Raw genomic sequence first — 21,502 nt, 5'->3', positions numbered from 1 at the left:
ACGCGGCGAGCCTTGATTTGATACCGAACACCGGCGCCATCGGTGGCGTCGTAGCCAGCTGCGGAATTCGGCTCCAGTCGCCACCCGAACGCGCGGGAGAACAGAACTTCCGCATAGTCGCCCACGGGTCCATTACCGGTGCGGACGATCTCTCGTTCGCGAAGCTCGTCCATGATTTGCCCGTGCAGGACCAGCAGCTCGCGGATGCTTGCGGCCCCGATGAATGAAGGTCGCGCGGGCGCCTCGACCAGTGAAGCGGAGTCGTTTTTGCGCGCCGGCTCGCGTGGGTGCGCCGGCAATGCACCGGCTGTGCGCGTGCTCTGCGCAACTCCCGCTCCAGCTCGCGAAAGCAGATACGCGGCGTAGCTGCGAATTGCGCTGATGCAGTCGGAGAGGCTGCCTGGCGTCATGCCCGTTGCGGGCTGCTCGCGCTCCAGGCGCAGACGGATATTCGATAGCCCGATGTCCGACAGATCCGCTGTGTCCAGATCAATACCCAGGACGCGCTGCACCCGGCGGCAATTGGAGACGTAACTGTGCGCTGCCCGAGCACTGAGGCGTGTAGCGAGGTAGCTGTGAAATGCCGACTCTTCCATCTAGACCACACCTTCAGCCGCGATGGCCGTCGGATCCGAACTGTCGCAGGAGTCGCTCGGGTTGTTGATCAGAAGGCCGTTGGGCCCGTGTCTACGTCTTGCTCCAGGCTTTCGTCGATAATCACTTCTTTCGGCAGTGATTTTGCGGTCCTGGCTCCGAGCTCGCGGAGCTTCTCGGCTTAACAGACGAGATTGCCATTGCCGGTGTGCAGCTTGCCCATCGCCCCGCGGTAGCTGGTCTGGGCGAGGTCCAGCCGATGACCGAGCTTCTGCGGCGGCCTCTGAATAAGCGATCTGCAATCGCTTGGCGGCGCCGCCAAGCGCCTGATCAACTGTAGCAAAGCCAGGCTCCGGCTCGTGGCTCGGAATTACTTCGGGCCTGCACAACGGTCCACGCCGACGCCGAACAACTTAGGCGAGCGCCCAGTGGCTGCGCCTCCCGCCGAACGTCCTTCGGTCGGTCCACCCGGCTGCGGCAGATCTACGTCCAAATCTGACGCCGATGCATGTCAGCCTCTGGATGGAGGGCGCGACGCGACTCGCGCCAAACCTGAGGCTGAAGACAGAAAGGCTCTCGCGTGCGGCTGCTTCATACATCGGACTGGCACATTGGCCGGACGCTCTCGCAGGAGAGCCTCCTGGAGGACCAGGCGCACCTTGCCGACCAGGTGTTCGAGATCTTGAAGGAGAGCGGGGCCGAGGCCCTGATCATCTCCGGGGACATCTTTGATCGCCCCAACCCACGGCGTGAGGCCATCGGGCTGTTCAGCGATTTTCTGCGCCGCGTGTACCTGGACACGGACGCCGCGATCGTCGTCCTCGCGGGCAACCATGACGCGCCCGAGCGCATCAGCTTCGGCTCAGCGCTACACGACCCGCGGCGGGTCTTAGTCCGTGGCCCCCTTTCGGATGGGCCGGAGCCGCTCGTCTTGGAGGACCGCCACGGTCAGGTCGCCATCTCTGCGTTGCCGTTCTCAGAAATCTTCGCCGCCCGCGAGGCGTTCGGCGCGCCGGACCTCGCCAGCCCCGCGGACGTGCTGAGGGCGCAGATCGCCGAGGCGCACCGGTGCGTCCCGACAGGCGCGCGCTGGGTCGTTTGCGCCCACGGCTTCGTCGACGGTGCGCGCAGCACCGACAGCGAGCGGCCGCTAGCTCAGATTGGCGGGCTTGAAACTGTACCGGCCGGGACGTTCGAGCGGGCGGCCTACGTCGCGCTCGGTCATCTTCATCGGCCTCAATCGGTAGGGACGCCGCAGATCCGCTACTCAGGATCTTGGATGGGCTTCGGCTTCGACGAAGCGGGCGAGGAAAAATCGCTCTCGCTTGTCGAACTGGACGCAAAGGGGACGACTGCGGTCGAAGCCGTTCCGCTCTCGCCAAGGAGATCTCTGCGCATCGTCACCGGACATCTGGCAGACCTCCTGGAACAGGGCCGGGCCGAGCCTGATCCGCAGCGAAACGCGCTCGTCAAAGCTGTCGTCACTGACGAGGGCGCGCTCGTGGACGCGATGGGACAGCTGAGGCAGGTCTACCCCTTCGTCCTGCAGCTCGAACGCCAAAGGACCGGCAACGCGGCCCCGAACGAGGCGCCAGCGGCGTCGGCTGATCGCCGCGACCCCGAAATGATGATCGCGAGCTTTCTGCAGTCGGTCACCGGCGACGCGCCTTCCGGGACAGAGAGCGAACTCATCAACGCCACGCTGGCCGAAGTGCGCTTCGAGGAGGAAGCGGCATGAGACCCTTGCGCCTTACGCTGCAAGCCTTCGGACCCTTCGCCGGACGGGAGGTGGTGGATTTCCGCGACGCTTTGGATAGCCGCGTTTTCGGCATCTACGGCCAGACGGGCGCGGGGAAGACGACCATCCTCGATGGCCTCTGCTTTGCTCTTTTCGGCGAATCCTCCGGTCGCGAGCGGCAGGGGGAGGAGCTTCGATCCCAACACGCAACGCCGGAACTCGAGACGGAGGTGAGCCTCGTCTTCGAGGTCGGAGCGCGGATCTACCATGTTGTCCGCAAGCCGCGGCAGACTGTGAAGGCCAAGCGCGGCGCTGGCTCTGTGGAGCGAGTCCACTGGGCTGCGCTCTATGAAGTCACGGACCTCCCGCTCGACGAGATCTCAGCCGAAAATCCCGGGGTGGTGCTCGAGGAGCGGAGGGTCGAGGCCGTCGGCGAGCGGCTGGCGGCCATTCTCGGGTATACGGCGGATCAGTTCCGCCAGGTCGTCCTCCTGCCGCAGGGACAGTTCCGCGAACTCCTCACCGCGCCGAGCACCCGGCGATCCGAAGTGCTGCGCGGCTTGTTCGACGTCAGCGTCTATGAGCGCTTCGTCGAGCGCCTCAAGGCCCAAACATCCGAGCTCCGGGCCCAGATTCTTCAGGGCCGGACGAGGATCGAGACCCGGCTTGGGGCGGAAGGGGTGGACTCGGTGGATGCGCTCCGGGGGCGACTGGTTGAGATCGCAGAGCAGGTGACGGCGGGGGCGTCGTCGCGCGATGCGGCGCGGGAACGGCGGGATTCCGCCCAAGCCGCCCTGCAGGCCGGTCGCGCCGCGGCGGACCGCTTTGCGCAACACGAAACCGCGACGGCATCCTCGGCCGAACTGGAGGCAGGAGCCGACGAAATAGCCAAGCTCGCGGCGCGGGTAGCTGTCGCCGAGAAGGCGCGCGCCTGTCAAAATCCGCACGACCGGTTCGAGGAGTGCGAAGCGACCCTCAAAGACGCTGACAAGGCATGCTCCGAAAAGGCAGTCGCACTGGACACGGCTGTAAGCGCGCACAAGGAGGCCGAGACCAAGCTCCTGGCCTCCCAAGCGGCCGAACCCGAGCGTCGCAGCGCCGCCGCAGAGGTGGCCCGTCTCTCCGAAATCAAACGTCGCCTGGAGGCGGCGTCGCCCCTGCGAGCGGCCGCAGATACGGAGGCGGAGGCCGCGGCCAAGGCGCGGGAGGGCTTCACTGAGGTCACGGAAGCGCGAACCCGAGTGGAGGCGGAGCGTGACGCGGCGCGAGCCCGCCTCACGGCGGCGCGCGATCAGGAGAGAAGTGCGAGGGAGGGGGACACTAAGCTCACCGTCCTTCGCCAGGAAGAAGCGGCTGCGGCATCCCACGCGAGTGTCGCCTCCCTGGTTGCTGGGCTGAAGACGCAGCTAACGGAGGCGCAAAGCCAATCCCAACGTCACAAGGCGCTGGTGGCGGAGGCCCTTGAGGGCGTTAGCCAAGCTGAAGCCTCGGTGACGGCGGCGCTTGCGGGACGGCTCGCAGCACAGCTGCACGAGGGCGAAGCCTGTCCGGTCTGCGGTTCGACGGACCACCCGACCCTGGCGCACGAAGGTGGCGCTGCGGCAGAGGCCGATGCGGCGCTCGAAGCCGTTCGTCGTGCGTGGGCCGACGCAGATGGCGAAGAGCGCAAGGCCAGCCAAGCGGCCGCCGCGCTGCAGGGTCGGCTAGCTGACGCAGAGGCGAGGCTGGCCGATGCGCCGGCGCCGGCTCGACGGCTGGAGGACATCGCCGCCGAGCGCGCTAGCCTGGAAGCCGACCTCGATCTTGCGACGGCCGAGGAGGAGCTGCGTGAGGCGGATGGTGTGATCCTCAAGGTGGAGCAGGCCCTCGCCGAGGCGACTCAGGCGGAGAACAAGGGCCGCTCATCACTCACCACGGCCGAAACGCGGGCGACCGAGGCCGCGGCCCGTCTCGACGGCGCGCTGCGCGATGTTCCGGAAACCCTTAGAGACGTCGAGGCCCTGGAGCGCGCCCGGCTGGCCGCAGTCGATCATGACGTTGAGTTACAGCGTCATCATCAGGAGGCGGTGCAGGCGGAGCGGCTCGCGCACGATACGCTGCAGCGCGCAACCCTCGAGCACCAACAGGCTGAGCAGACGTTGCGCTCGGCATCTGACGCCTTGAAGAAGCGCGAAGCGGAGTTCGATCAGGCGCTGGCTCGGTTTGGCCTCACCCGGGACGCCTTCGCTGAAGCCAAGGAGGACGTGCTGCAGCACGACGAGTTCGTCGCGACCATTCGGGCGCACGAAGATGCGGTGGCTGCGGCGCGCGCGGAGCTCACGCGAACACGCGCAGCAATCGAGGGTCTACAGCGGCCAGACCTCCCATCGCTTGAGACGGCTTGCCAAGGTGCAGAGACGGCGTGCGCCGAGGCGGAGCGTTCGCTCGGTCAGGCTGAAAACGAGCAGGCCCGGGTCAGCGCGGCCCTTGATCATGTCGCGGGGGAGGTTGCCACGCTTGAGACCTTGAGCGAGCGCTACGGTGCGATCGGCAAGCTCGCGGAGCTCAGCGAAGGGCGCAACGCCTCTAATATCGCGCTAAGGGACTACGCGATCGCTGCGACATTCGACGCGGTGCTCGAGGCGGCCAATCAGCGGTTCGAGCGTATGTCGATGGGCAGATTTCGGCTGCTCCGGAAGCGGGATGTCGGCGACCGCCGCTCGCGGGCCGGCCTGGACATCGTGGTGCTCGACGCGCACACGGACCAGACGCGCGACGCCCACACGCTCTCCGGAGGAGAGGGGTTCTTAGCGTCCTTGTCGCTGGCGCTTGGGCTCTCGGACGTGGTCCAGGCCGAGTCGGGTGGCGTGAAGCTGGACGCGATCTTCATCGATGAGGGCTTTGGTCACCTCGACGATGAGACCCTCGACATGGCCCTCGATACGCTACGCCAGCTGGTTGGGCGCGACCGAGCGGTTGGCGTCATCAGCCACGTCGAAGCGGTAAAGCAGCAGATCCCCGCCGGCTTCGAGGTCCGGAAGGACCTACGCGGCAGTCGCGTTCTCGCGCGGACAGCGGGTTGAAGGAAGGAATCTCCAATGAGTGACAGTCTCACTGATGTGGCCGAGCGCGTTCGTAAGGTTGCTGCCGACGCAGCAAGCCTGGTGCTCAACACGCTTCCTCGACAGGCCGAGGCCGGCGGAACTCTTGTGGCGTCCCTTGAACTCGACGAGTTCATCGCGGTGATCAAAGCTACCTCACCCCGCATCGTCTATTTCTTCGAGACGTCCTTCGACGTAGATGGGGCGATCGAGGCGGCCATCGATCTAGAGGAAGACACGCTCGAGGCTAGTCTTTCCGAGCTCAGTCCCGAGCTCAAAGCGCTGCGGCAGCGGATGCGACGGCGCAATGGAGAGATCGACATGATCGCCGCCGCCGTGATGGCCGACGGTGTGCTGCACTCGGTCACCGTGACGGCTCCTTGGGCTGAAGAATTCGAGGAGCAGCTCGACGCGCTGGCGGCCGAAGCGCGGGAAGCGTTTGAAGAGGTTCGTGAGAATGCCGAGCGGGAGACCCGTTTCCGTCTTGAGAAGCTCGCAGAGACGCTTTCGCAGCACGTGGCCTTCCCGGCGGCGCGTTCCTTTGAGAGGCGCTGTGACCTTGCTGAGAAGCTCTTCCCAACGCTCAACGATCACGAGCTCGCGGAAGTGACCAAATTAGCAGATAAGCTGGCGTGGCTGGCGAAGAATACGCCCACCTAGGCGGGCGGTGGCGCACCTCTGCGGCCCCTGACGTGATGGTGTGGACGACCTCCACCCAACCGGGTTCGCTGATGTGTCGTCGATAGGGACGTCATGTCTAGGGAGCGGATTATGCAAGAGGTCGCCGTCGTCGGGTTGGATCTGGCGAAGAACGTCTTTCAGGTGCACGGGATCGACGCGGCAGGCGTCGTGGTCGTGCGCAAGCAGCTGCGTCGCAACCAGGTTTTGCCCTTCTTCGAAGCGTTGTCGCCTTGTCTGGTCGGGATTGAGGCCTGTGCGTCAGCTCATTACTGGGGCCGGCAGCTGACGGCGGTCGGCCATGAGGTGCGGCTGATGCCGCCAGCCTACGTGAAGGCCTATGTGAAGCGCGGCAAGACGGACGCCGCCGACGCAGAGGCGATCACCGAGGCCGTCACCCGGCCAACCATGCGTTTCGTCGCTGTGAAGACCGAGGCCCAGCAAGCGATATTGATGCTGCACAAGACCCGCGATCTCCTGGTGCGCCAGAGGACCATGCTGATCAACGCCCTCCGGGGTCACCTGGGTGAGTTCGGGATCGTCTCAGCGCAGGGCTCCGCAGGCGTTCAGGCGGCGTTGCGGTCACTGATCCTGGAGCAGGATCGGTTGCCCGAGCTGGCGCAGGCCGCGCTCCAGGGCCTCGCAAGGCAGCTGGAGACGCTCCGGGCGGAGATTGAACGACTGGAGCATCAGATCCTTGCCTGGCATCGGCAGGACGCCACCAGCCGGCGGCTCGCCACTATCCCAGGCATTGGGCCGATCACCGCGAGCGCCATGGCCGCCAGTGCGCCCGACCCCACCCTCTTCCGATCGGGGCGCCAGTTCGCCGCCTGGCTCGGTCTCACGCCTCGCGCTCATAGCAGCGGCGGCAAGGAGCGGCAGGCCGGGATCAGCAAGATGGGCGATGGTTATCTGCGACGCCTGCTCGTGGTTGGAGCGACAGCCGTGCTCCGTATGGCCCGCCAGCGCGGCGTAGGCGGCGCCTGGATCCGAGGCATGCTCGAGCGCAAGAAACCTAAGGCTGCCGCCGTGGCGCTGGCGAACAAAATGGCGCGGATCGCGTGGGTGCTCATGGCCCGGCAGGAGATATACACACCTGCGGCGGCTTAGTGATCGGCGACGATCCCATCCGGGATCCGAGCCGTAGACGCCAGAGTGATGAGACGTGATGACGAACCGGCCGCAGCCGGGGACGGGTGAAACCCAGGGGGTCAGAGCGCTTCGAGCGCGTTGACGTGATCAGGGAGCCAGTCCGCGGACTTCATCAAGGCCAGCAGCCTCGACCGCTGCAGCAACAGGCCGAACACATGACTGCACTCGACCGAGCGCCGAACGTCAATTTCACCCTTGCGTCTTGGAGGTCGTCCACACATGACGTCCCTATCGACGACACATCAGCGAACCCGGTTGGGTGGAGGTCGTCCACACCATCACGTCACCCCCGCAGTGATGGGCCACTTCTGACCGGCCGCATCGAATGGGGGCCCGCTTTGAACCTTTGTGCGCGCGGGTCAACTCGGTGCGAGCTATTCTGGCGCAGCTCGCGGCGCTCTCGCTTGGCGAGGGCAGCGCGCAAAGCGCCCGCTCCGTACCCCTCGGACAAGCTTTCCGGATTGGCTGAGGGCGCCAAGCGATCTGCAACCGTTTGGCGGCGCCTCCCAACCCGCTGATCAAGCGTAGCCAAGTACCCGCTCCGCGCCTTTAGTCCGGGACTATTCCCGGCTTGCGAAACGGTGCTCGCCCGATTGCCCGACGATCGAGTTGCGCGCGCCCGCAGACGAAGCGGGCTCTGTTGTGGCCGTAACGTTGGGTTACAGTTTAGCCAGCTCTGAGGTCACACCTGCAGCATCCTCATGCGACATCCCAAGTAACTCGGCAGTGATTGCCGACATCCGTGCGCGCTCATTATCGCTAACTGATCGCTGGCGCGCCTTTCGCGCTAAACTAGCCAGTTCCCGGTGAAGTACGCTCTTGGCGGAAAAGCGAGGCAAGCCTACGCGATCCAATATGTGTGTCGAGATACCTGTAGCTACAGCATAGGACCGGACGATGAGGTTCGTGACATCGGCATTTAGGAATCCGGCGACATAGTCGGCCTCTTCTTCCGTCTCGCACGGAATGATGGTCAACTTGTGATCCGGCAGCACGACCTTGGCGGTTCCATTTGGCAAGGCGCTGGAGCCGACGGCAGCGGCAATCACGCCACCACCCGTGGCCATCTCTCGCCAAACGACTTTGAAAGGGCTGAAGGTTGCGCCGAGCACGCTGTAAAGCCCGTGCCATTCGCCATTCGCCGGGTCGAAGTTCCGGAATTTCTTCCGCGCCCTCAGGACGGGGCGGAAGGCGGCAAGAAATTCTCGCGTCAGCTTTGGAAGCTTGGCGAATTGCACTGGAGCAACAGGATCGCTCGCGTCGTGGGGGACTACGATGTAGCTTTTGGGAGTGGCTTTGAAGGGCGCGACATCTTCGCCCCGCAATAGTGGGTAAAGATATTCGGGTTCGATGGGTAAGGTCTCGACTTCGACTTTGTCGTTGCGACCCTCCCGCGCCAAGTTGGTGACCATGATCCGCGGGCCGAGCAGCTCTGCGTGGACGAAGAATACCCCATTCGCGCCCCGTGTGTTCAAGCCTTCGCGCACCGCCGACGCATAAGGCGACCGGCCGAGCGCGGCACGTAGTAATGTCAGCGTTCTCTTTGTGCCCACGATCCAAGGTGACTGAGCTTGGTTTACGTCGATTGGCTCGGCCCGGAGCTTGCGGATTTTTGAAGTGCTCTTCACCTCGTCCAGTGTCACGGCAGCGCGCTTGCCCGCTTTCACGCAGCGCCACTGGTTCCACCCTACGGGATACCTGGTCTTCGCACCCCGCTTGAAGATTGCGACACAGGACGTATTGGTCGCCTGTCCCCGGAACGGCTTGAGCGGGTCGATATCTTGCACCACTTGGACCGCGAGCGGCTTCTTCGATGGCAACGCGAACTGCCGGAAATGCCAGCCCCCGGTCTCGGATTGGAAAATGGTTCGTGGGAGCACGAATCCAATCTGGCCGCCGTCCACCAAGTATTTGTCTGCTGAAACATACGTCATGAGGATGCAGACGTCGGTCTTTGTGGCAGAGCTACTTTGACGCCTTTTGCCTGGAAGGGGCCCGGTCAGCCGATAATGTTCCCACGCTTCAAAGCTAACCTTCCGATACTCGGGCGATAGACTTTCCCAATTGACCCAAGGCGGGTTGCCGACCACAAGGTCAAACCGCCCTACGAAGAGAGGGGCGAAAGAATTCTTGATGATCCGCGCCCATATACCGTCCCGGCCCTGATCGCGAAGTTTGACCATACTCTCGTATAGCTCTGCAAACAACTTAGGCTCGCGCATACGGACGCCGGTTTGAGACAAGTCACTAAGGAACTCTTCGGTGCTTAGGCCGACTTTGAGTGCGTGCTCGATCGCCTGCGTGAACTGATTGACGGTGGTGACGCTGTCGCCAACTTCGCGCGGGACTAACAGGAATGGCGGCTTTGTTGCAGCGCAGGGCACACGGGCCACCGGGGACGCGCTCGTGAACAAGTCTTCATATTCTGTGGGGGTGGAGACGGAGTCGGCGAGGAAAATCGGTAGCTCCACCTCGCCCCCGAATTTCAGAAGGTCGCGCACGGCAATCAGAAAATTGGTTCGACTCGCGAGAACGGCGAGCGGATTTATATCAAATCCGACGATATTTCTCAGAATTACATTCAGCAAACCCTTCTCTGCACCGGGCAAGGATTCTGGGCTTTGTGCGAACCGCTGCCGGATTCTTGCGATCGCCCGGATGAGAAATGTACCTGAGCCACAGGCGGGATCGAGGACGCGGAGTTTGTACTCGCCACTGTAGGCGAGTTGGTCGAGCGTTAAATCCGCTACCCAATCGGGTGTGTAGTACTCGCCGAGGCTATGGCGAACTTCTCGGGGAAGAAGCGCCATGTAGAGGTCTTTTAGTAAATCTTGACTTTCGGCTGGGCTGTCTGAGATGGATCCAAGATTATAGTGATCGAATTCGCGAACGAGTAATCGGATGGCTCCTTCAAGGTCCGGTGTCCAGGGCTTGAGATACCAAGAGAAAAGATCGCCTTCGAGGAAATTTCGAATGCCGATGTGTTGGAAAATCCCGCCGGCTTCGAGGTCGGCCAGCTCACGCTTGAGACTCTCGGTCGAGGGCGTTCTCAGTATTTTCTGCGTAACTGATGGCAGACCGTGATAGACGCCGACGATCTCCGCCGAGAGCAATTTCATCACGAGCGCATAGTAAGTGTGAGCGCAGAACAGGAGTGAGTCGAAGTCAATCTCATTCGTGGCCATGCCATAGAGCGTGGCCAAGCGGTTCACTTCAGCGTTCGACGATAGCGCTTCATATCCGCAGACAATTCCGAATAGGGACCTCCATTCGGCGAAGAGGGTTTGCGCCTTCGGATCTGCACTACCCTTGATGGCGGCATACAACGCTCGGACCATGCCACCGGCCGCAGGAGAACTGCCGCCGAAATCCCTGGCGAGGTACGCAGCAGAGAAGGGACGGCCTCCAGACCCGAGATTGAATAAGGCCCAGAGCAGTCGTGTGGCCGAGGCGGGAGTCAATGGAACCGGCGCTTCGGTAATCCAAGCGCCATCGCGATAGCGGACGAAAAGAATTCGATTTCCATCCAGGCCAACGCCGAACAGGGAGTCAATAGGCTGCCCATGCTCTGCGTTGAGGTCGGCGAAGCGGCTCTTGATTTGAGCTAGAAGTTTGCTTGTGCCTCCATCCTCAAGGGTCTTCCCGATCCGATCAGATGCGCTCGCCGGGTTTTTGTATTCAACGATTACGCGGTCATAGACCGAGTCAACTCTACCGCTGGCCACCGTAAATTCGTGGCGGGCCTCTAATTTTATGTCTGCCGCTTCTTCGACTTTAAGGAGTTCCCGGTCAGCCGCGCTGCGGATGTCGGCTTCCGTCGCGGCCTTTTTCGCGGCAGCGCTGAGCGCTTCCGCGAAGTTCACCGCAGCCTCCTCGATAACGGAGGAGAGATTTGGCTTCTCAACGTGCATGAAATTGCGACTCGGCCGCTCCCCTAGAGGCGCTCAGTAGAAGGCAGGGCAGGGGAGGCTGCAACCGCTAGGCTCGGCCTCGAGGGGACAGTGAGCGCCAGGGGGACGATGAAGCCGACGTCGCGTTCCGAGTAAGACATCGCGGCTCACGGCACCCACATTCAGGCCAAGCGCCCTAGCATCGCGTGGTGCATTGCCTAAGCGCCTGATCGCGAAGGCGAAACTGGGCCAATCCGCCTGAGCTGCGGGACTATTTCGGGGGCAGCCGTCGGTCCTCATCCTCCCTGGCGACGACCCCGGCGTCGTCGCTCGCCCGGACCAAGGCGATCAGGTCCTCCATGGCGAGCCACGGGCGCTTGGCGTGAACCATGCGATGGCAGTTGGCGCAAAGCACGGCGAGCTCGCTGAGCTTGGTCCGCGCTCCGGGCCGCAAGGTCTCCAGCGGCTTGGTGTGGTGCACCTCGATGTAACCCTCGCCACGTTCGCCGTAGGCACGGGCGAAGTCGAAGCCGCAGGCTTCGCAGACGAGACGACCATGGAGCTTCAGGGCCTGCTCCTTGCGCTTGCGCGCCAGCCCAGCGTCGCGCTCGCGTAATTGGTGAAGCCGCGTGAGCACGGCGCCTTCGGCGGCTTCGTGCTCCTCGTCGACCTCGGAGAGCCTGAGCTCGTTAGGGCTTTGTTCGAGCGCCGAGCGGATCGCAGCGGCCGTGGCCTTCAGGTGCGCGCGGTTCTCAGCGAACTCCGCCCAGATTTCCTTCTCCAGACGTCCGCCGTGGGCCAACCCCTTACGCCCCCGCGCCTGACGCGCCGGATCGAGGCTTTGGAAGTTGCCGAGTTTCATCGCCACGCCGGTCGGGTTGCGTAGGGTCTCCCGCTCCAGGCCGCGCACCGCCCAGTAGCGGTTCAGAAGGGCTGACAGATCGCGGACTTCGGCGCTCGCCTCGTCGATGATCGGCTGATCGAAATAGAGATCCAGCGCCAGGATGAGCTCGTCGCGGGTCCAATTCGGATTGCGCTGGGCGTTCGACGCCTCAGAAGCCGAGCTTGCGATGACGTCAGCCGCGGTAACTGTAAAGCCTGGTCGTCCGCCCTGGCACGAAGGGCAGCGGCGGAGCGCGATGTCGGTCCCGTTCGCCCCGTATTCGTGCGTACAGTGCTGGCACTTGAGGACGTAGATCTTCTGGCCATGGTCGGTGCCGTCCAGCCCTGTAGGGCCCAGCACCTCCTGGCCGTTGTCGTTGACGAAACCGATGTGGGTGCTGAAAGCCATGGCTCAGCCCGCCGCGCTGGATCGAGCCTGGACCTCTTCGGCGATCGCCGCGAAACCCGCCCACACCGCGTCGCGGGAGAGATCCACGAGCGGCACGCCGGGCCACCCCGTCGACTTGGTCGTAGTGATGTTCACGCCAGGCAGCGCCTTGAGCTTGGCCAGGAGGTCCAACCGGACCTCCTCGGTCGCGAAGGCTGGGTTGTCCTGCAGGTACTGCAGCGCGGTCTCCACCTTGCCGGAGCTCCGACGGATGAAGAAGGGCCAGGTCGGCTTCCCATCCGGACGGACCAGCCGCGCGAACATGGCGTCCTGGGAGTCGGTCACCCCCGTAAGGAACCCGCGCGCCTTGAACCAATCGAGCAACTTGCCGGCGTTGGCCGCCGCGGCGCCGCCCTTCAGCTCCCGCAGGCTCTCGATCCAACCGGCTTCGTCGATCGGCGGCTTCGGGGGCGTAACCGCCTTGGCGCTCACGGCGCGTTCCGTCGCCCCGATGAGCTTAGGCGTGAGCAGGCGAACGCCGCCGGCCGCCGTGAACTGCGCCACCTCGATCGCCAGCACCTCGGCGGGCCGCATCTGCTCGTTGAGGAACTCCACGATCCGGCGCAGCTCCTGCTGGATGCGATCGGCCACGAAGACCATGCGGACGCGACCCGAGCGCAGATTCGCGTCGACCTGCCGCCAGAAGGAGTCGGGCTCCTGGTCTCCGAGAAATTCGGCGAGCCGCTGATCGGGCTCGCCGCCTGTCTTGGTCACTGTCGCATTGAAAGCCTCGATAATTTGATCGACAGGCCAGTAGGCCACGCCGTTCGCGGCATAATCGAGCATCTGGGCCACGACCTCGCGGCGGGCCCGCGTGTCGGTGGCGCGTTTGACCTCGACGAGAACCGGGACGCCGTCGCCATCAAGGAAGAGGTGGTCCAAGGACCATCGGCCCGGGCCGTCTTGCGCTTCAGGCACAGGCGCTTCACGCCGCACCAGAAGCAGTCGGCCTGTCGGCCCGCCGGCGCTCCCGAGCAGGGCAGGGTGCTCGGCGAGGAGCTTCTGGAAGAGGTCCTCGGAATCGTATTCCGCATGGCTGAGCTCGGTGAGGCCGCCTGCATTGTCGATCATGAATACGGTCGAGTTCATAGCGTCACCATACGACCTTCAGTGGCGCGCGCGATAGCGCCGGCCCTTGGCCCCGCCGTGGTCCACAAGGAGCGTCACGACCTCCGCGGCCTCGTCGCTCCAGACCAGAGCCAAGGACGCAAGCTTCTCAGGCCGAGTGGTCACGTGACCCTTCAGGGTGCGATCCCGCAGGCGCTGCTTGCTGACCCGCAAGACCGTGCAGCCGCCGCCGACAGGCGCCTCCACGTCGGCGTTGGACAGGACGTCCTCGATCATCTGGTGGGTGATCCCGCGTTGGTTCGCGCGGATGGCGGCGTGCTTGGAAAGGGCGAGTACGGCCACGGTCGATCTCCATCTAGTTGTTAAGGACCGGATGGATAGGATGCCGCTACGCCAGGTTTGGTCGTGGGGGCCACATGCGGTTGGAGAAGCTGGCCGAACTCGTCGAACTCGCGCGTCACCTCGCGTCGAGTGCCGAGGGCTTGACGCTGGACGAGATGGCGCAGGTTGCAGGTGTGAGCCGGCGAACGGCGGAGCGGATGCGTGACGCTTTGGGCCAGGTCTTTCCGCAACTGGAAGAGGTGCCGGATCCTCCGACGAAGCGCTTCCGTATCCCGAATGGGCTAGATGGCTTCTCTCAGGCGCCGACGACGGAAGAGCTGCTTGAGCTCTCGAAGGCTGCGGCGCAGCTCAGGGCAGCAGGCGCTCTGCCGCGCGCGGCCGTTTTGGAGTGCCTCGAGCGGAAGGTTCGGGCGGCGACCAAGGCGAAGGCGCTGCGCAAGCTCGCACCCGACGTCGAGGCGCTCGTCAGGGCCGAGGCGATCGCTGTTCAAGCGGGCCCGCGGCCATTCGAAGACGAGAACCTGATCGGACACCTGCGCCACGCCCTTACCGCGATGAAGGCGGTGTCGTTCCGCTACATGGGCGGCCGTACGCCGGGCGAGCGGCGGACCGTCATTCCCTTCGGGCTGATGTTCAGCCGAATGAACTACCTGGTCGCTGGCGAGGTGGGCGCGCTCCAGCCCAGGAATTGGCGGCTGGACAGGATCGCGGAGATCGAGGTGCTCGACGAGCCAGGCGTTCCGCCCTCGCAGTTCAGCCTGCAGGACTACGCCGCGCGTTCGTTTGGGATCTACCAGGATGACGTCGAGGACGTGGTTCTGCGGATCACCGGCGAAGGCGTCGAAGACGCGTTACGCTGGCGCTTCCACCCCACGCAGGACGTCCATCAGGAGAGCGACGGATCCGTGATCGTGCGGTTCGCGGCCAGTGGAATGCTCGAGCTTTCATGGCACCTCTTCACCTGGGGCGACAAGCTCGAGGTGCTCCGGCCTCAAAGATTGAGGGATGTGATGGTCAAGCAGCTCGAAACCGCCCTGGCGCGCCACCGGCAATTCCCGAGCCAAGACCCTTTGGCGTCCGGAGCGCTGTCGGAAGTCTGAGGTCCCCGCGCGAAGGCGGCGTTTGAAGCCCAGTTCGATCTACGCCTCAACACGCGCAAGCTCGCGATAGTTCGACGCCAGCTTCCGTACCGCCACGTAGATGTCATCGCAGATGAACGTGCTTTCGTCCCAATAGCGCGTGACCTCGAACTGAGGCTTCTGGGCCTGGAACGCCCCAGCGTAGACCTTCGCGGCGCTCATCGCGGTCGTCAGCCGCTCGACGCTGCCGCGCGCCGCGCCATCGATCCAGACTTCGAAATATCCCGGCATCTCCTCGTAGAACTCGATGCCGTCGACCGCGTGCCGCTTGCCAGAGGGCGCGCGCGGCGCGGCCTCTGGCGCCGAAGATGGCGCGGGCTTCGACGCCGGCTCCAGTGGAAGAAGCTGTTCATTCGGCCTCTGCGCCACCGGCTCCAACGGAAGTAGCTGCTCAGTCGGCTTCTTCGTCACCGGCGTTGGCGGCGGCGGCTCAACCCGCTTGGCGGCGGGTTTGGCGCTCAGCGGCTCGGTTTCCCGCGCACGCCGGCTCGCAGCGGAGGCCTCGGCCTTCTCCCGAAGACGATCAAGCCACGCAATGAGCTTGGTGGTCTCACGCTCGGGGTCGTTGAACCAGTCCGTCGACCAGACCCGATAGATGCGCCAGCCGAGCCGCTCGAGGACATCCTGACGAATTCGGTCGCGATCACGGACGCTTAGGCCGGAGTGGTACGTCGCTCCGTCGCATTCGACGCCTGCAAGGAAGCCGGACGGGTAGGCCGGGTGCTTGATCCCAAGGTCGATCCGGAAGCCCTCCACGCCGACCTGCGGGACCACCTGGTAGCCGTTCGCGCGAATGCGCTCGGCGACATATTCCTCGAAGTCGCTGTCGGGGATTCCGCCGGTCTCGTCATCGACGAAGGCTGCTCCCTCCGCATAGGCGAGGTACTCGCGAAATGAGCGGACGCCTTGGGACGACGTCTCCGTGACCACGACGTCGGTGGGGCGAAGTGAGGTGAAGACCAAGGTGGCCATGCGAGCGCGCGTGACGAGCACGTTCAGCCGGCGATGGCCGTCCTTCCGCGTGAAGAGCCCGAAGCGCTGGAGCACACGCCCGCCGGTGGGAGGCGGGCCGTAGAGGGTCGAGACCAGGATGATGTCTCGTTCTTCGCCCTGCACGTTCTCGAGGTTCTTGATGAACAGCTCATCGACCGTGTTTTCGCGTTGCTGGACGTAGTCGGCGACGACCTTGTTCTCCGCCCGAATGCGATCGAACTCCTGCATGATGAGCTCGCGCTGCTGGGTGTTCATCGTGACGACGCCAAACGTGAGCTCGGGACGCGCATAGATGAGGCCGACCAGCGCTTCGATGACCTCTTCGGCCTCCTTTGCGTTGACCCGTCCCTCGTAAACACCACCGACGAAGCGGCTCTTGACGCCCAGGAAGTCATCCGAGGTGACGGGGCTCGGGAATACCACGAGCTCGCTTTCATAGAATTGTCGGTTCGAGAACTGGATGAGGTCGGCGTGCTGGCTGCGATAGTGCCATTTCAGCCGACGCCGATAGTTGAGGCGAGAAAACGCGAGATCGAGGATCGACTCGTTGTCGACATCGAAGCTGTCGTCGTCCTCGTCATCTTCGACACTTTCGGAGCGGTTTCGGAAGAAGTTGGTCGGGGGAAGCTGCTTCGGGTCTCCGACCACTATGATCTGCTTGCCCCTACCAAGCGCACCGACCGCCATCTCCGGCGTCATCTGCGAGGCTTCGTCGATGAGGACGAGATCGAAGTCAGCGGTCCCAGGCGGCACGAACTGAGCCACCGAGGTGGGCGACATGAGCCAGACAGGCTTGATCGCCTGAAGCGCGCTGTGGGCGCGTTTGACGAGATCGCGGATAGGGATATGGCGCTTGGATTTCGAGACCTCGTTCTCGATCAAGCACATGTCTGTCCAGCCGCCTCGCGGGCCCGACCCTTCGCCGATTGGCGCCTTGTCCGCGTACCGCTCTGAAATGATCCGAACGGCCTCAAGCTCGGAGAGCAGCTTGTCGAGGTCGACGAACCGGTTGCTGGCGTCGGCAAGCTGGGTCCCGCCGAGACGCTCGAACATAGAGCCATCGGACTGGAAGAGCTGCTGGAGTAGGGTCCGAATGAGCGCCAGCTCGTAGGCGTCCGCCAGGCTGACCAACGGCTTGCCCGAGCCCATGATTGCATCGACGAGCCAACGGACGCCCTCGTCTTCCGCCGCACGAAGATAGCGCCCGAAATCCGCGAAAAGCCTCAGACCTGTTTCGTCGGCGATCGCATCCTGCAGCGCCTGTTCCAGGTCCGCGGCGCCGAGGTTATCGATGGCGGCTCCGAAGAATAGGGCTTCGTCAACCTCGTAAGCCTGGCGGAAGCCGTCCCAAGCTGCGTCGAAGCCGTCGAGGGAGGCGACGCCCTCTGCGCCTTCCTTGCGCAAAGTCTGGATGAATTCGACCGGCGCTGCGGCCGCGGCAAGCGAAGCCGCGAGCGGCTGTGGTAAGCCGAGCTCAAGAACGCGTTGGCCTAGCTCCAGGTGCTCTCGAAGGCGATCCACGGCCTCCGACGCGCCGTCGAACCAGGCGAGCTCAAGTTTGAGCTGATCGACGGCCCTGCCGGCGTCCTGCAGCGCTTCAAAGGACGATGATGGCCGATCTTGCGGGCCGATTTTCACCGCCTCGTCGAGGCGGGCGCTCTCAACCGCGCGGATCGCCTCCTGAAGGGCCGCGAGCTCCAGTTCGAGGCGAGCTTTCACGTCGGAGAAGGCTTCGCCGTGGGCGCCGACCTCCTCGAGTCGGTCGAGCGCATGTTGTTGCTGGCGTGCTTGTTCGGCCAGGCGCCTGATCTGTCGGGCGGGTTGCGAAATTAGCCGTTCCGTCGACGCGTTCAGTCCTGCGGTCTCAAGCTTCTCATTGATGCTCGCGATCACGCTCTCGAGCTTTGCCGCCCCAGCGAAATCAGTGCGATGGCCGTCCCAAGCGCCTGCCGGAAACAGCGTCGTAAACCGAGCGTTCGCGCGGAATTCCTCCAGACCCCGCAGCAATGCAGCTGCCGCAGAGAACCCAGCGGCGAGCTCTGTGGAGCCAGCCTTCGGATTAGCGCCGACAGCGCGAGCTTGGGCCAGCGCCGCGCGATAGGCGCCGGAGAACGGGCGCAGCAGCGCAGCCGTGGTGTCGCAGGTCTTTGCCGCCTGCTCCAAATCCGCAACGTTCAGACCGGACAGACGCGTGAGGTCGCAGAACCGAGCGACCTCTTGCTCTTGCGCGCGAAGCTTCTCGGCCAACTCACGACCTTCGCCGAGGCGACGGCGGGCGGTCTCGTCCAGAAGGGCAGGGGAGCGAAGCGCAAGCGTATCATCGTCGAGCTCGACGAAGTCGGCGAGCGCCAAGCACAGAGCGCGGAGGTGCTGAGCCGTGCCTGCACATCCTGGAGCCAGCTTCTCGCGAACATCCTCGACGAAGGCCGCAAGCTCGCCGATCGTGGCCAGATGTGCCTGGCCCGCGGCGAAGGACGCGCGGGCGTCTGCGCAGCTCCTGCCCTCGTGCTTGGCGCGGGCGAAGGCAGCCTCGGCGACGCGGATTTGACCGATGTCGGCCTTCGTGGGGTCCGGGTGCGCGCCCTCAAGCTCGGTGCGCTTTTCACGCCACAGGAGGAGCTGTTCGATCACCTGCCGGACCTTTTCCGGGGCGTCGAGGCACGCGCGAAGACGCTTATTCTCGAGCCCGGACGGGTCGGGCAGGGCTTCCGCGGCTTGGGACCATTCGTGAAGCTCGCCAATTCGCGGCGGTTCAGACGCCCCGCAGACCTGCTGAAGGCGCTCGGCAGATCGTGTCAACTGCTCCAAGGCGGAGAGCGCAGATCGCAGATCCTCTCTCGCTTGGTCTTGGCCGATCGGCTGGGCGGGCGCTTTGCGCGCGGCGCGCCAGCGAGATCCGTCGAAGCCGCCAAATGACCCAAGGATCGCTTCGGCCGTGCCCTCGACGGCGTTCAGAATCTCTCGGCGACGCAGGAGCCCGAGCTCATCGACCTCCGCGGCGTACGGGGCGCGGCTCGCCCAGATGCTGCGGTCAACGATGCTCTCCAGCCGCCCTCGCAAAGCCATTTCGCGCCAGATCAGCGCGTTCACAGGCTGCTCGAGCGCGCCGACCCGCTGGCGCAGCAGCGATCTGTAGAGCTTCAGAAGCCGCCGCCGCTCAGCAATGTCGCGCCGGGTCTGATCGAGCTTGCCGCCGTTCCGGGGCGCGGACGAGTTGAGGCGCTGGTCCAAGCTCTCGATGACTTGAGCTTTCGTCGATCTTTCGGAATGTAGCTCAAGCATCAAAGGCCCGAACCCAAGGGCCTCGAGCCTACGCGCCACGACTTCCAGGGCTGCGCGCTTTTCAGCAACGAACAGCACGCGACGGCCACGGTCCAGCGCGCCGGCGATCATGTTCGCGATCGTCTGTGACTTGCCGGTGCCCGGAGGGCCTTCAACGGCAAGCGAGCGGCTGGCCGCGACATCGATCAGCGCAGAGTGCTGCGAAACATCCGCTGGCAGCACGAGCGGAGGGACCTCAGCGTCGGGAAGCGCCTCGACGTCGTAGTCTTGAGGAAAAGCGCTCCCGCCGGCTGCCCCGCCGGTGGCTCCGAGCAATTGCTGTAGGTGCGGATGAGCAAGCAGGCCCTGGCCCGGCCAGCTCGCGGCGTCGAGGTCCTGCCACACCGCCATGTTCGGAAACGGCAGCACGGCGATGGTCACGAAGCGGCGGATCGCGAGCTTGGCTTGAGCCTTGTCGAACAGCTCCTGAACCCGACCGAAGTAGTCCTCGGGAGTGTCGTCCTCAGAGACTGCGGGCAGAACCACGCCGAAATTCCGGCGCAGCATCTCCTGCAGCGCCATGTTGACCACCAGGTTCTCGTCGTCGCCGCCTAGCGTGTAGACGTAACGTCCGCCTTTCACCTCGCGCCGCAGGTGAACCGGCATGAGCAGAAGGGGCGCGTGGTGGGCGACCTTCTCACCGTCGGCCTCGCGCCACTCGATGAAGCCGAATGCGATCTGGAGAGTGTGGATGCCGAGGTCCGCGGCATGGCCCCGGTAGCGGTCATAGATCGTGCGCAACCGCGCTTCGAGGCGATCGCGCGTGTAGAGCACGCGGATCGCCTTGTCTGAAAAGTGGGTCCCTGTCGCGTCGGGTGAGGGGAGATCGAAGCTCGGATTGAAGCCGTTGGCGCGTGCGAAGGCCTCGATGTCCAGCTTCTTGCCTGCCGCGAGCTTCGGCAGCCCGAGGCTTTCGCGCACCCGCGCTATCAGATCTTGCTCGAGCTTTTGGGCCGCCTCTTCGTCCTTGACGTCGGCGCCCAGCTTCGCAAGGCCCTCGAGATAGGCCTGGTCAGTGAGCCTGGCCTTCTCCATGGCGAGCTTGAAGGCCGGTGTCGTCTGGTCGGCCGGCTCCTGATCTGGATTGGGCAGGGGATCGAAGCCCATGCCGCCGGCTTGCAGCGACTTGCAGAGCTCGTTGGGGAGCTCGTCCACGACACGTACGAAGGTGGCGCCGCGCTCGCTATGCTTGAAGGCGATGAGCGGATTGCGCTTGCTGATATCGATGAGCTTGTCGCGGAGCTTCTCGAGCGTGTTCAGCATGAAGCGGCGGGTCTCAGGATGCAGGGCGTCCACCCGCTCCTTCGACGCCTCGGCGCGCTGAGCCTTCTTCAGCCTTCGCAGCTTCTCGGCCAGCGCCTGGGCGCTCGCCGTCTTGCGGAGCGAGAGCTCGTCCAGGGCGAGCTCGAGCTCACCTTCGTCCTTTCTGAAGGCCCAGAGATGCTGTTCGATCTCCTCGGTGGACCACGAACGATAGGGTCGTGCTCCGTCAGCCGCCATTTCGTAAGCCCCCACCCGGCGGCCCCAGAGGACCGACCTTAAGTTTATCCTAGAGACCAGCCACGCCTTGGCAATACCCGAATTTTTCAGGCGAGCGCTTCGCCATCGACCGATAGCAGGCGGAACATCACGGTCTCCTGCGGGCAGAGCTTGTTGGCGCGCGTGTCGCTCAGCGTCAGCGACTGCACGTTCAGGCTATGCATTCGATCGCTATCATAAAGGCGCAGCTTCCCGCCTTCGCGGCCGCGGTAAACGCTCCAGTGTCCGCCGCCGTCTCGGAGCCATTCGAGCCCCAGAATGAAGCTGACAAACTCCGTGGACGCGATCTCGTCCAATGCGTCGAGATAGTCGCGAACGAACCTGAATCGGCGGCGAGCGAACGGACGCTCGGCTGCAATCTCGATCCTGTGTTTCTCGAGTAGATAATCGCAGGCTCGGCCGCTGACGCGGAGGAGTTGGTCCAAATCCATGCCGCGCCAAAGAACTTCCGGATAAGCGCTTCGCGGAACCGCGCGCAGGACGGCTCGGAACAGGCGCTGATCGAAAGCTTCGTCGGTGCGAGCTCCGAGCAGCTGGCGCAACGCATTGTGGACCGAATAGACGCCGCACAGGCCGTCCAAACTCCCCTGCTGATGGGTCTTGATCGTCAAACTTGGGCTCCCTGAGGGTGCGGCACG

Annotated in this window: 12 protein-coding genes; 5 read left to right on the top strand and 7 right to left on the bottom strand. The window is 64.2% G+C overall.

Going from position 1 to position 21,502, the window contains the following annotated elements; translation table 11 throughout:
- On the bottom strand, window positions 1-596 hold a 596-nt coding region (locus ACE3TA_RS21800), incomplete at its 3' end, for a hypothetical protein (RefSeq protein WP_374576440.1).
- Window positions 597-1,174: 578 nt separating this feature from the next.
- On the opposite strand from ACE3TA_RS21800, the gene ACE3TA_RS21795 reads away from it, so the two are divergent.
- The 4 genes from ACE3TA_RS21795 to ACE3TA_RS21780 all read left to right on the top strand — a co-directional run bounded on the left by ACE3TA_RS21795 (window position 1,175) and on the right by ACE3TA_RS21780 (window position 7,200).
- Window positions 1,175-2,332: an exonuclease SbcCD subunit D gene (locus ACE3TA_RS21795; RefSeq protein ID WP_374576439.1), complete on the top strand. Its 1,158-nt coding sequence runs from the start codon at window positions 1,175-1,177 to the stop codon at window positions 2,330-2,332.
- Window positions 2,329-5,394: an AAA family ATPase gene (locus ACE3TA_RS21790; protein WP_374576438.1), complete on the top strand. Its 3,066-nt coding sequence runs from the start codon at window positions 2,329-2,331 to the stop codon at window positions 5,392-5,394. Before ACE3TA_RS21795 ends, ACE3TA_RS21790 begins: the two co-directional genes overlap by 4 nt.
- Before the next feature lie 15 nt (window positions 5,395-5,409).
- Window positions 5,410-6,072: a hypothetical protein gene (locus ACE3TA_RS21785; protein ID WP_374576437.1), complete on the top strand. Its 663-nt coding sequence runs from the start codon at window positions 5,410-5,412 to the stop codon at window positions 6,070-6,072.
- Between the two features lie 111 nt (window positions 6,073-6,183).
- Entirely contained in the window at window positions 6,184-7,200 is a 1,017-nt protein-coding gene (locus tag ACE3TA_RS21780; protein WP_374576436.1) for an IS110 family transposase, read from the top strand.
- A gap of 701 nt (window positions 7,201-7,901) precedes the next feature.
- On the opposite strand, the gene ACE3TA_RS21775 is transcribed toward ACE3TA_RS21780, so the two are convergent.
- The 4 genes from ACE3TA_RS21775 to ACE3TA_RS21760 all read right to left on the bottom strand — a co-directional run bounded on the left by ACE3TA_RS21775 (window position 7,902) and on the right by ACE3TA_RS21760 (window position 13,872).
- Window positions 7,902-11,153: an N-6 DNA methylase gene (locus tag ACE3TA_RS21775; RefSeq protein ID WP_374576435.1), complete on the bottom strand. Its 3,252-nt coding sequence runs from the start codon at window positions 11,151-11,153 to the stop codon at window positions 7,902-7,904.
- A 250-nt stretch (window positions 11,154-11,403) separates the two neighbouring features.
- Window positions 11,404-12,423, bottom strand: a complete 1,020-nt coding sequence (locus ACE3TA_RS21770) for an HNH endonuclease (RefSeq protein WP_374576434.1) — start codon at window positions 12,421-12,423, stop codon at window positions 11,404-11,406.
- Window positions 12,424-12,426: 3 nt separating this feature from the next.
- Window positions 12,427-13,551 (bottom strand): hypothetical protein, encoded by a 1,125-nt coding sequence (locus tag ACE3TA_RS21765; RefSeq protein WP_374576433.1) that lies wholly within the window; start codon window positions 13,549-13,551, stop codon window positions 12,427-12,429.
- An 18-nt stretch (window positions 13,552-13,569) separates the two neighbouring features.
- On the bottom strand, window positions 13,570-13,872 hold the full coding sequence (locus ACE3TA_RS21760; RefSeq protein ID WP_374576432.1) for a DUF4258 domain-containing protein: 303 nt from the start codon (window positions 13,870-13,872) through the stop codon (window positions 13,570-13,572).
- 74 nt (window positions 13,873-13,946) lie between these two features.
- On the opposite strand from ACE3TA_RS21760, the gene ACE3TA_RS21755 reads away from it, so the two are divergent.
- Window positions 13,947-14,972, top strand: coding sequence for a helix-turn-helix transcriptional regulator (locus ACE3TA_RS21755; protein WP_374576431.1), 1,026 nt, complete (start codon window positions 13,947-13,949; stop codon window positions 14,970-14,972).
- Between the two features lie 39 nt (window positions 14,973-15,011).
- On the opposite strand, the gene ACE3TA_RS21750 is transcribed toward ACE3TA_RS21755, so the two are convergent.
- Both ACE3TA_RS21750 and ACE3TA_RS21745 read right to left on the bottom strand, forming a co-directional pair.
- The gene (locus ACE3TA_RS21750; protein ID WP_374576430.1) at window positions 15,012-20,825 is read right to left on the bottom strand and encodes a DUF4011 domain-containing protein; all 5,814 of its coding nucleotides are present in this window, start codon (window positions 20,823-20,825) and stop codon (window positions 15,012-15,014) included.
- Window positions 20,826-20,911: 86 nt separating this feature from the next.
- Entirely contained in the window at window positions 20,912-21,475 is a 564-nt protein-coding gene (locus ACE3TA_RS21745) for a hypothetical protein (protein WP_374576429.1), read from the bottom strand.
- Window positions 21,476-21,502: the final 27 nt, after the last annotated feature.

This window comes from Phenylobacterium sp. (genome assembly GCF_041916435.1).
Classification (GTDB): domain Bacteria; phylum Pseudomonadota; class Alphaproteobacteria; order Caulobacterales; family Caulobacteraceae; genus Phenylobacterium.
The sequence above is the reverse complement of the archived record's forward strand: the minus strand, read 5'-3'. Positions and strand labels throughout refer to the sequence as shown.

Coding starts and splice junctions, on each gene's coding strand:
- ACE3TA_RS21790 (WP_374576438.1), top strand. CDS start 2,329: ATGAGACCCTTGCGCCTTACGCTGCAAGCCTTCGGACCCTTCGCCGGA.
- ACE3TA_RS21785 (WP_374576437.1), top strand. CDS start 5,410: ATGAGTGACAGTCTCACTGATGTGGCCGAGCGCGTTCGTAAGGTTGCT.
- ACE3TA_RS21780 (WP_374576436.1), top strand. CDS start 6,184: ATGCAAGAGGTCGCCGTCGTCGGGTTGGATCTGGCGAAGAACGTCTTT.
- ACE3TA_RS21775 (WP_374576435.1), bottom strand. CDS start 11,153: ATGCACGTTGAGAAGCCAAATCTCTCCTCCGTTATCGAGGAGGCTGCG.
- ACE3TA_RS21770 (WP_374576434.1), bottom strand. CDS start 12,423: ATGGCTTTCAGCACCCACATCGGTTTCGTCAACGACAACGGCCAGGAG.
- ACE3TA_RS21765 (WP_374576433.1), bottom strand. CDS start 13,551: ATGAACTCGACCGTATTCATGATCGACAATGCAGGCGGCCTCACCGAG.
- ACE3TA_RS21755 (WP_374576431.1), top strand. CDS start 13,947: ATGCGGTTGGAGAAGCTGGCCGAACTCGTCGAACTCGCGCGTCACCTC.
- ACE3TA_RS21750 (WP_374576430.1), bottom strand. CDS start 20,825: ATGGCGGCTGACGGAGCACGACCCTATCGTTCGTGGTCCACCGAGGAG.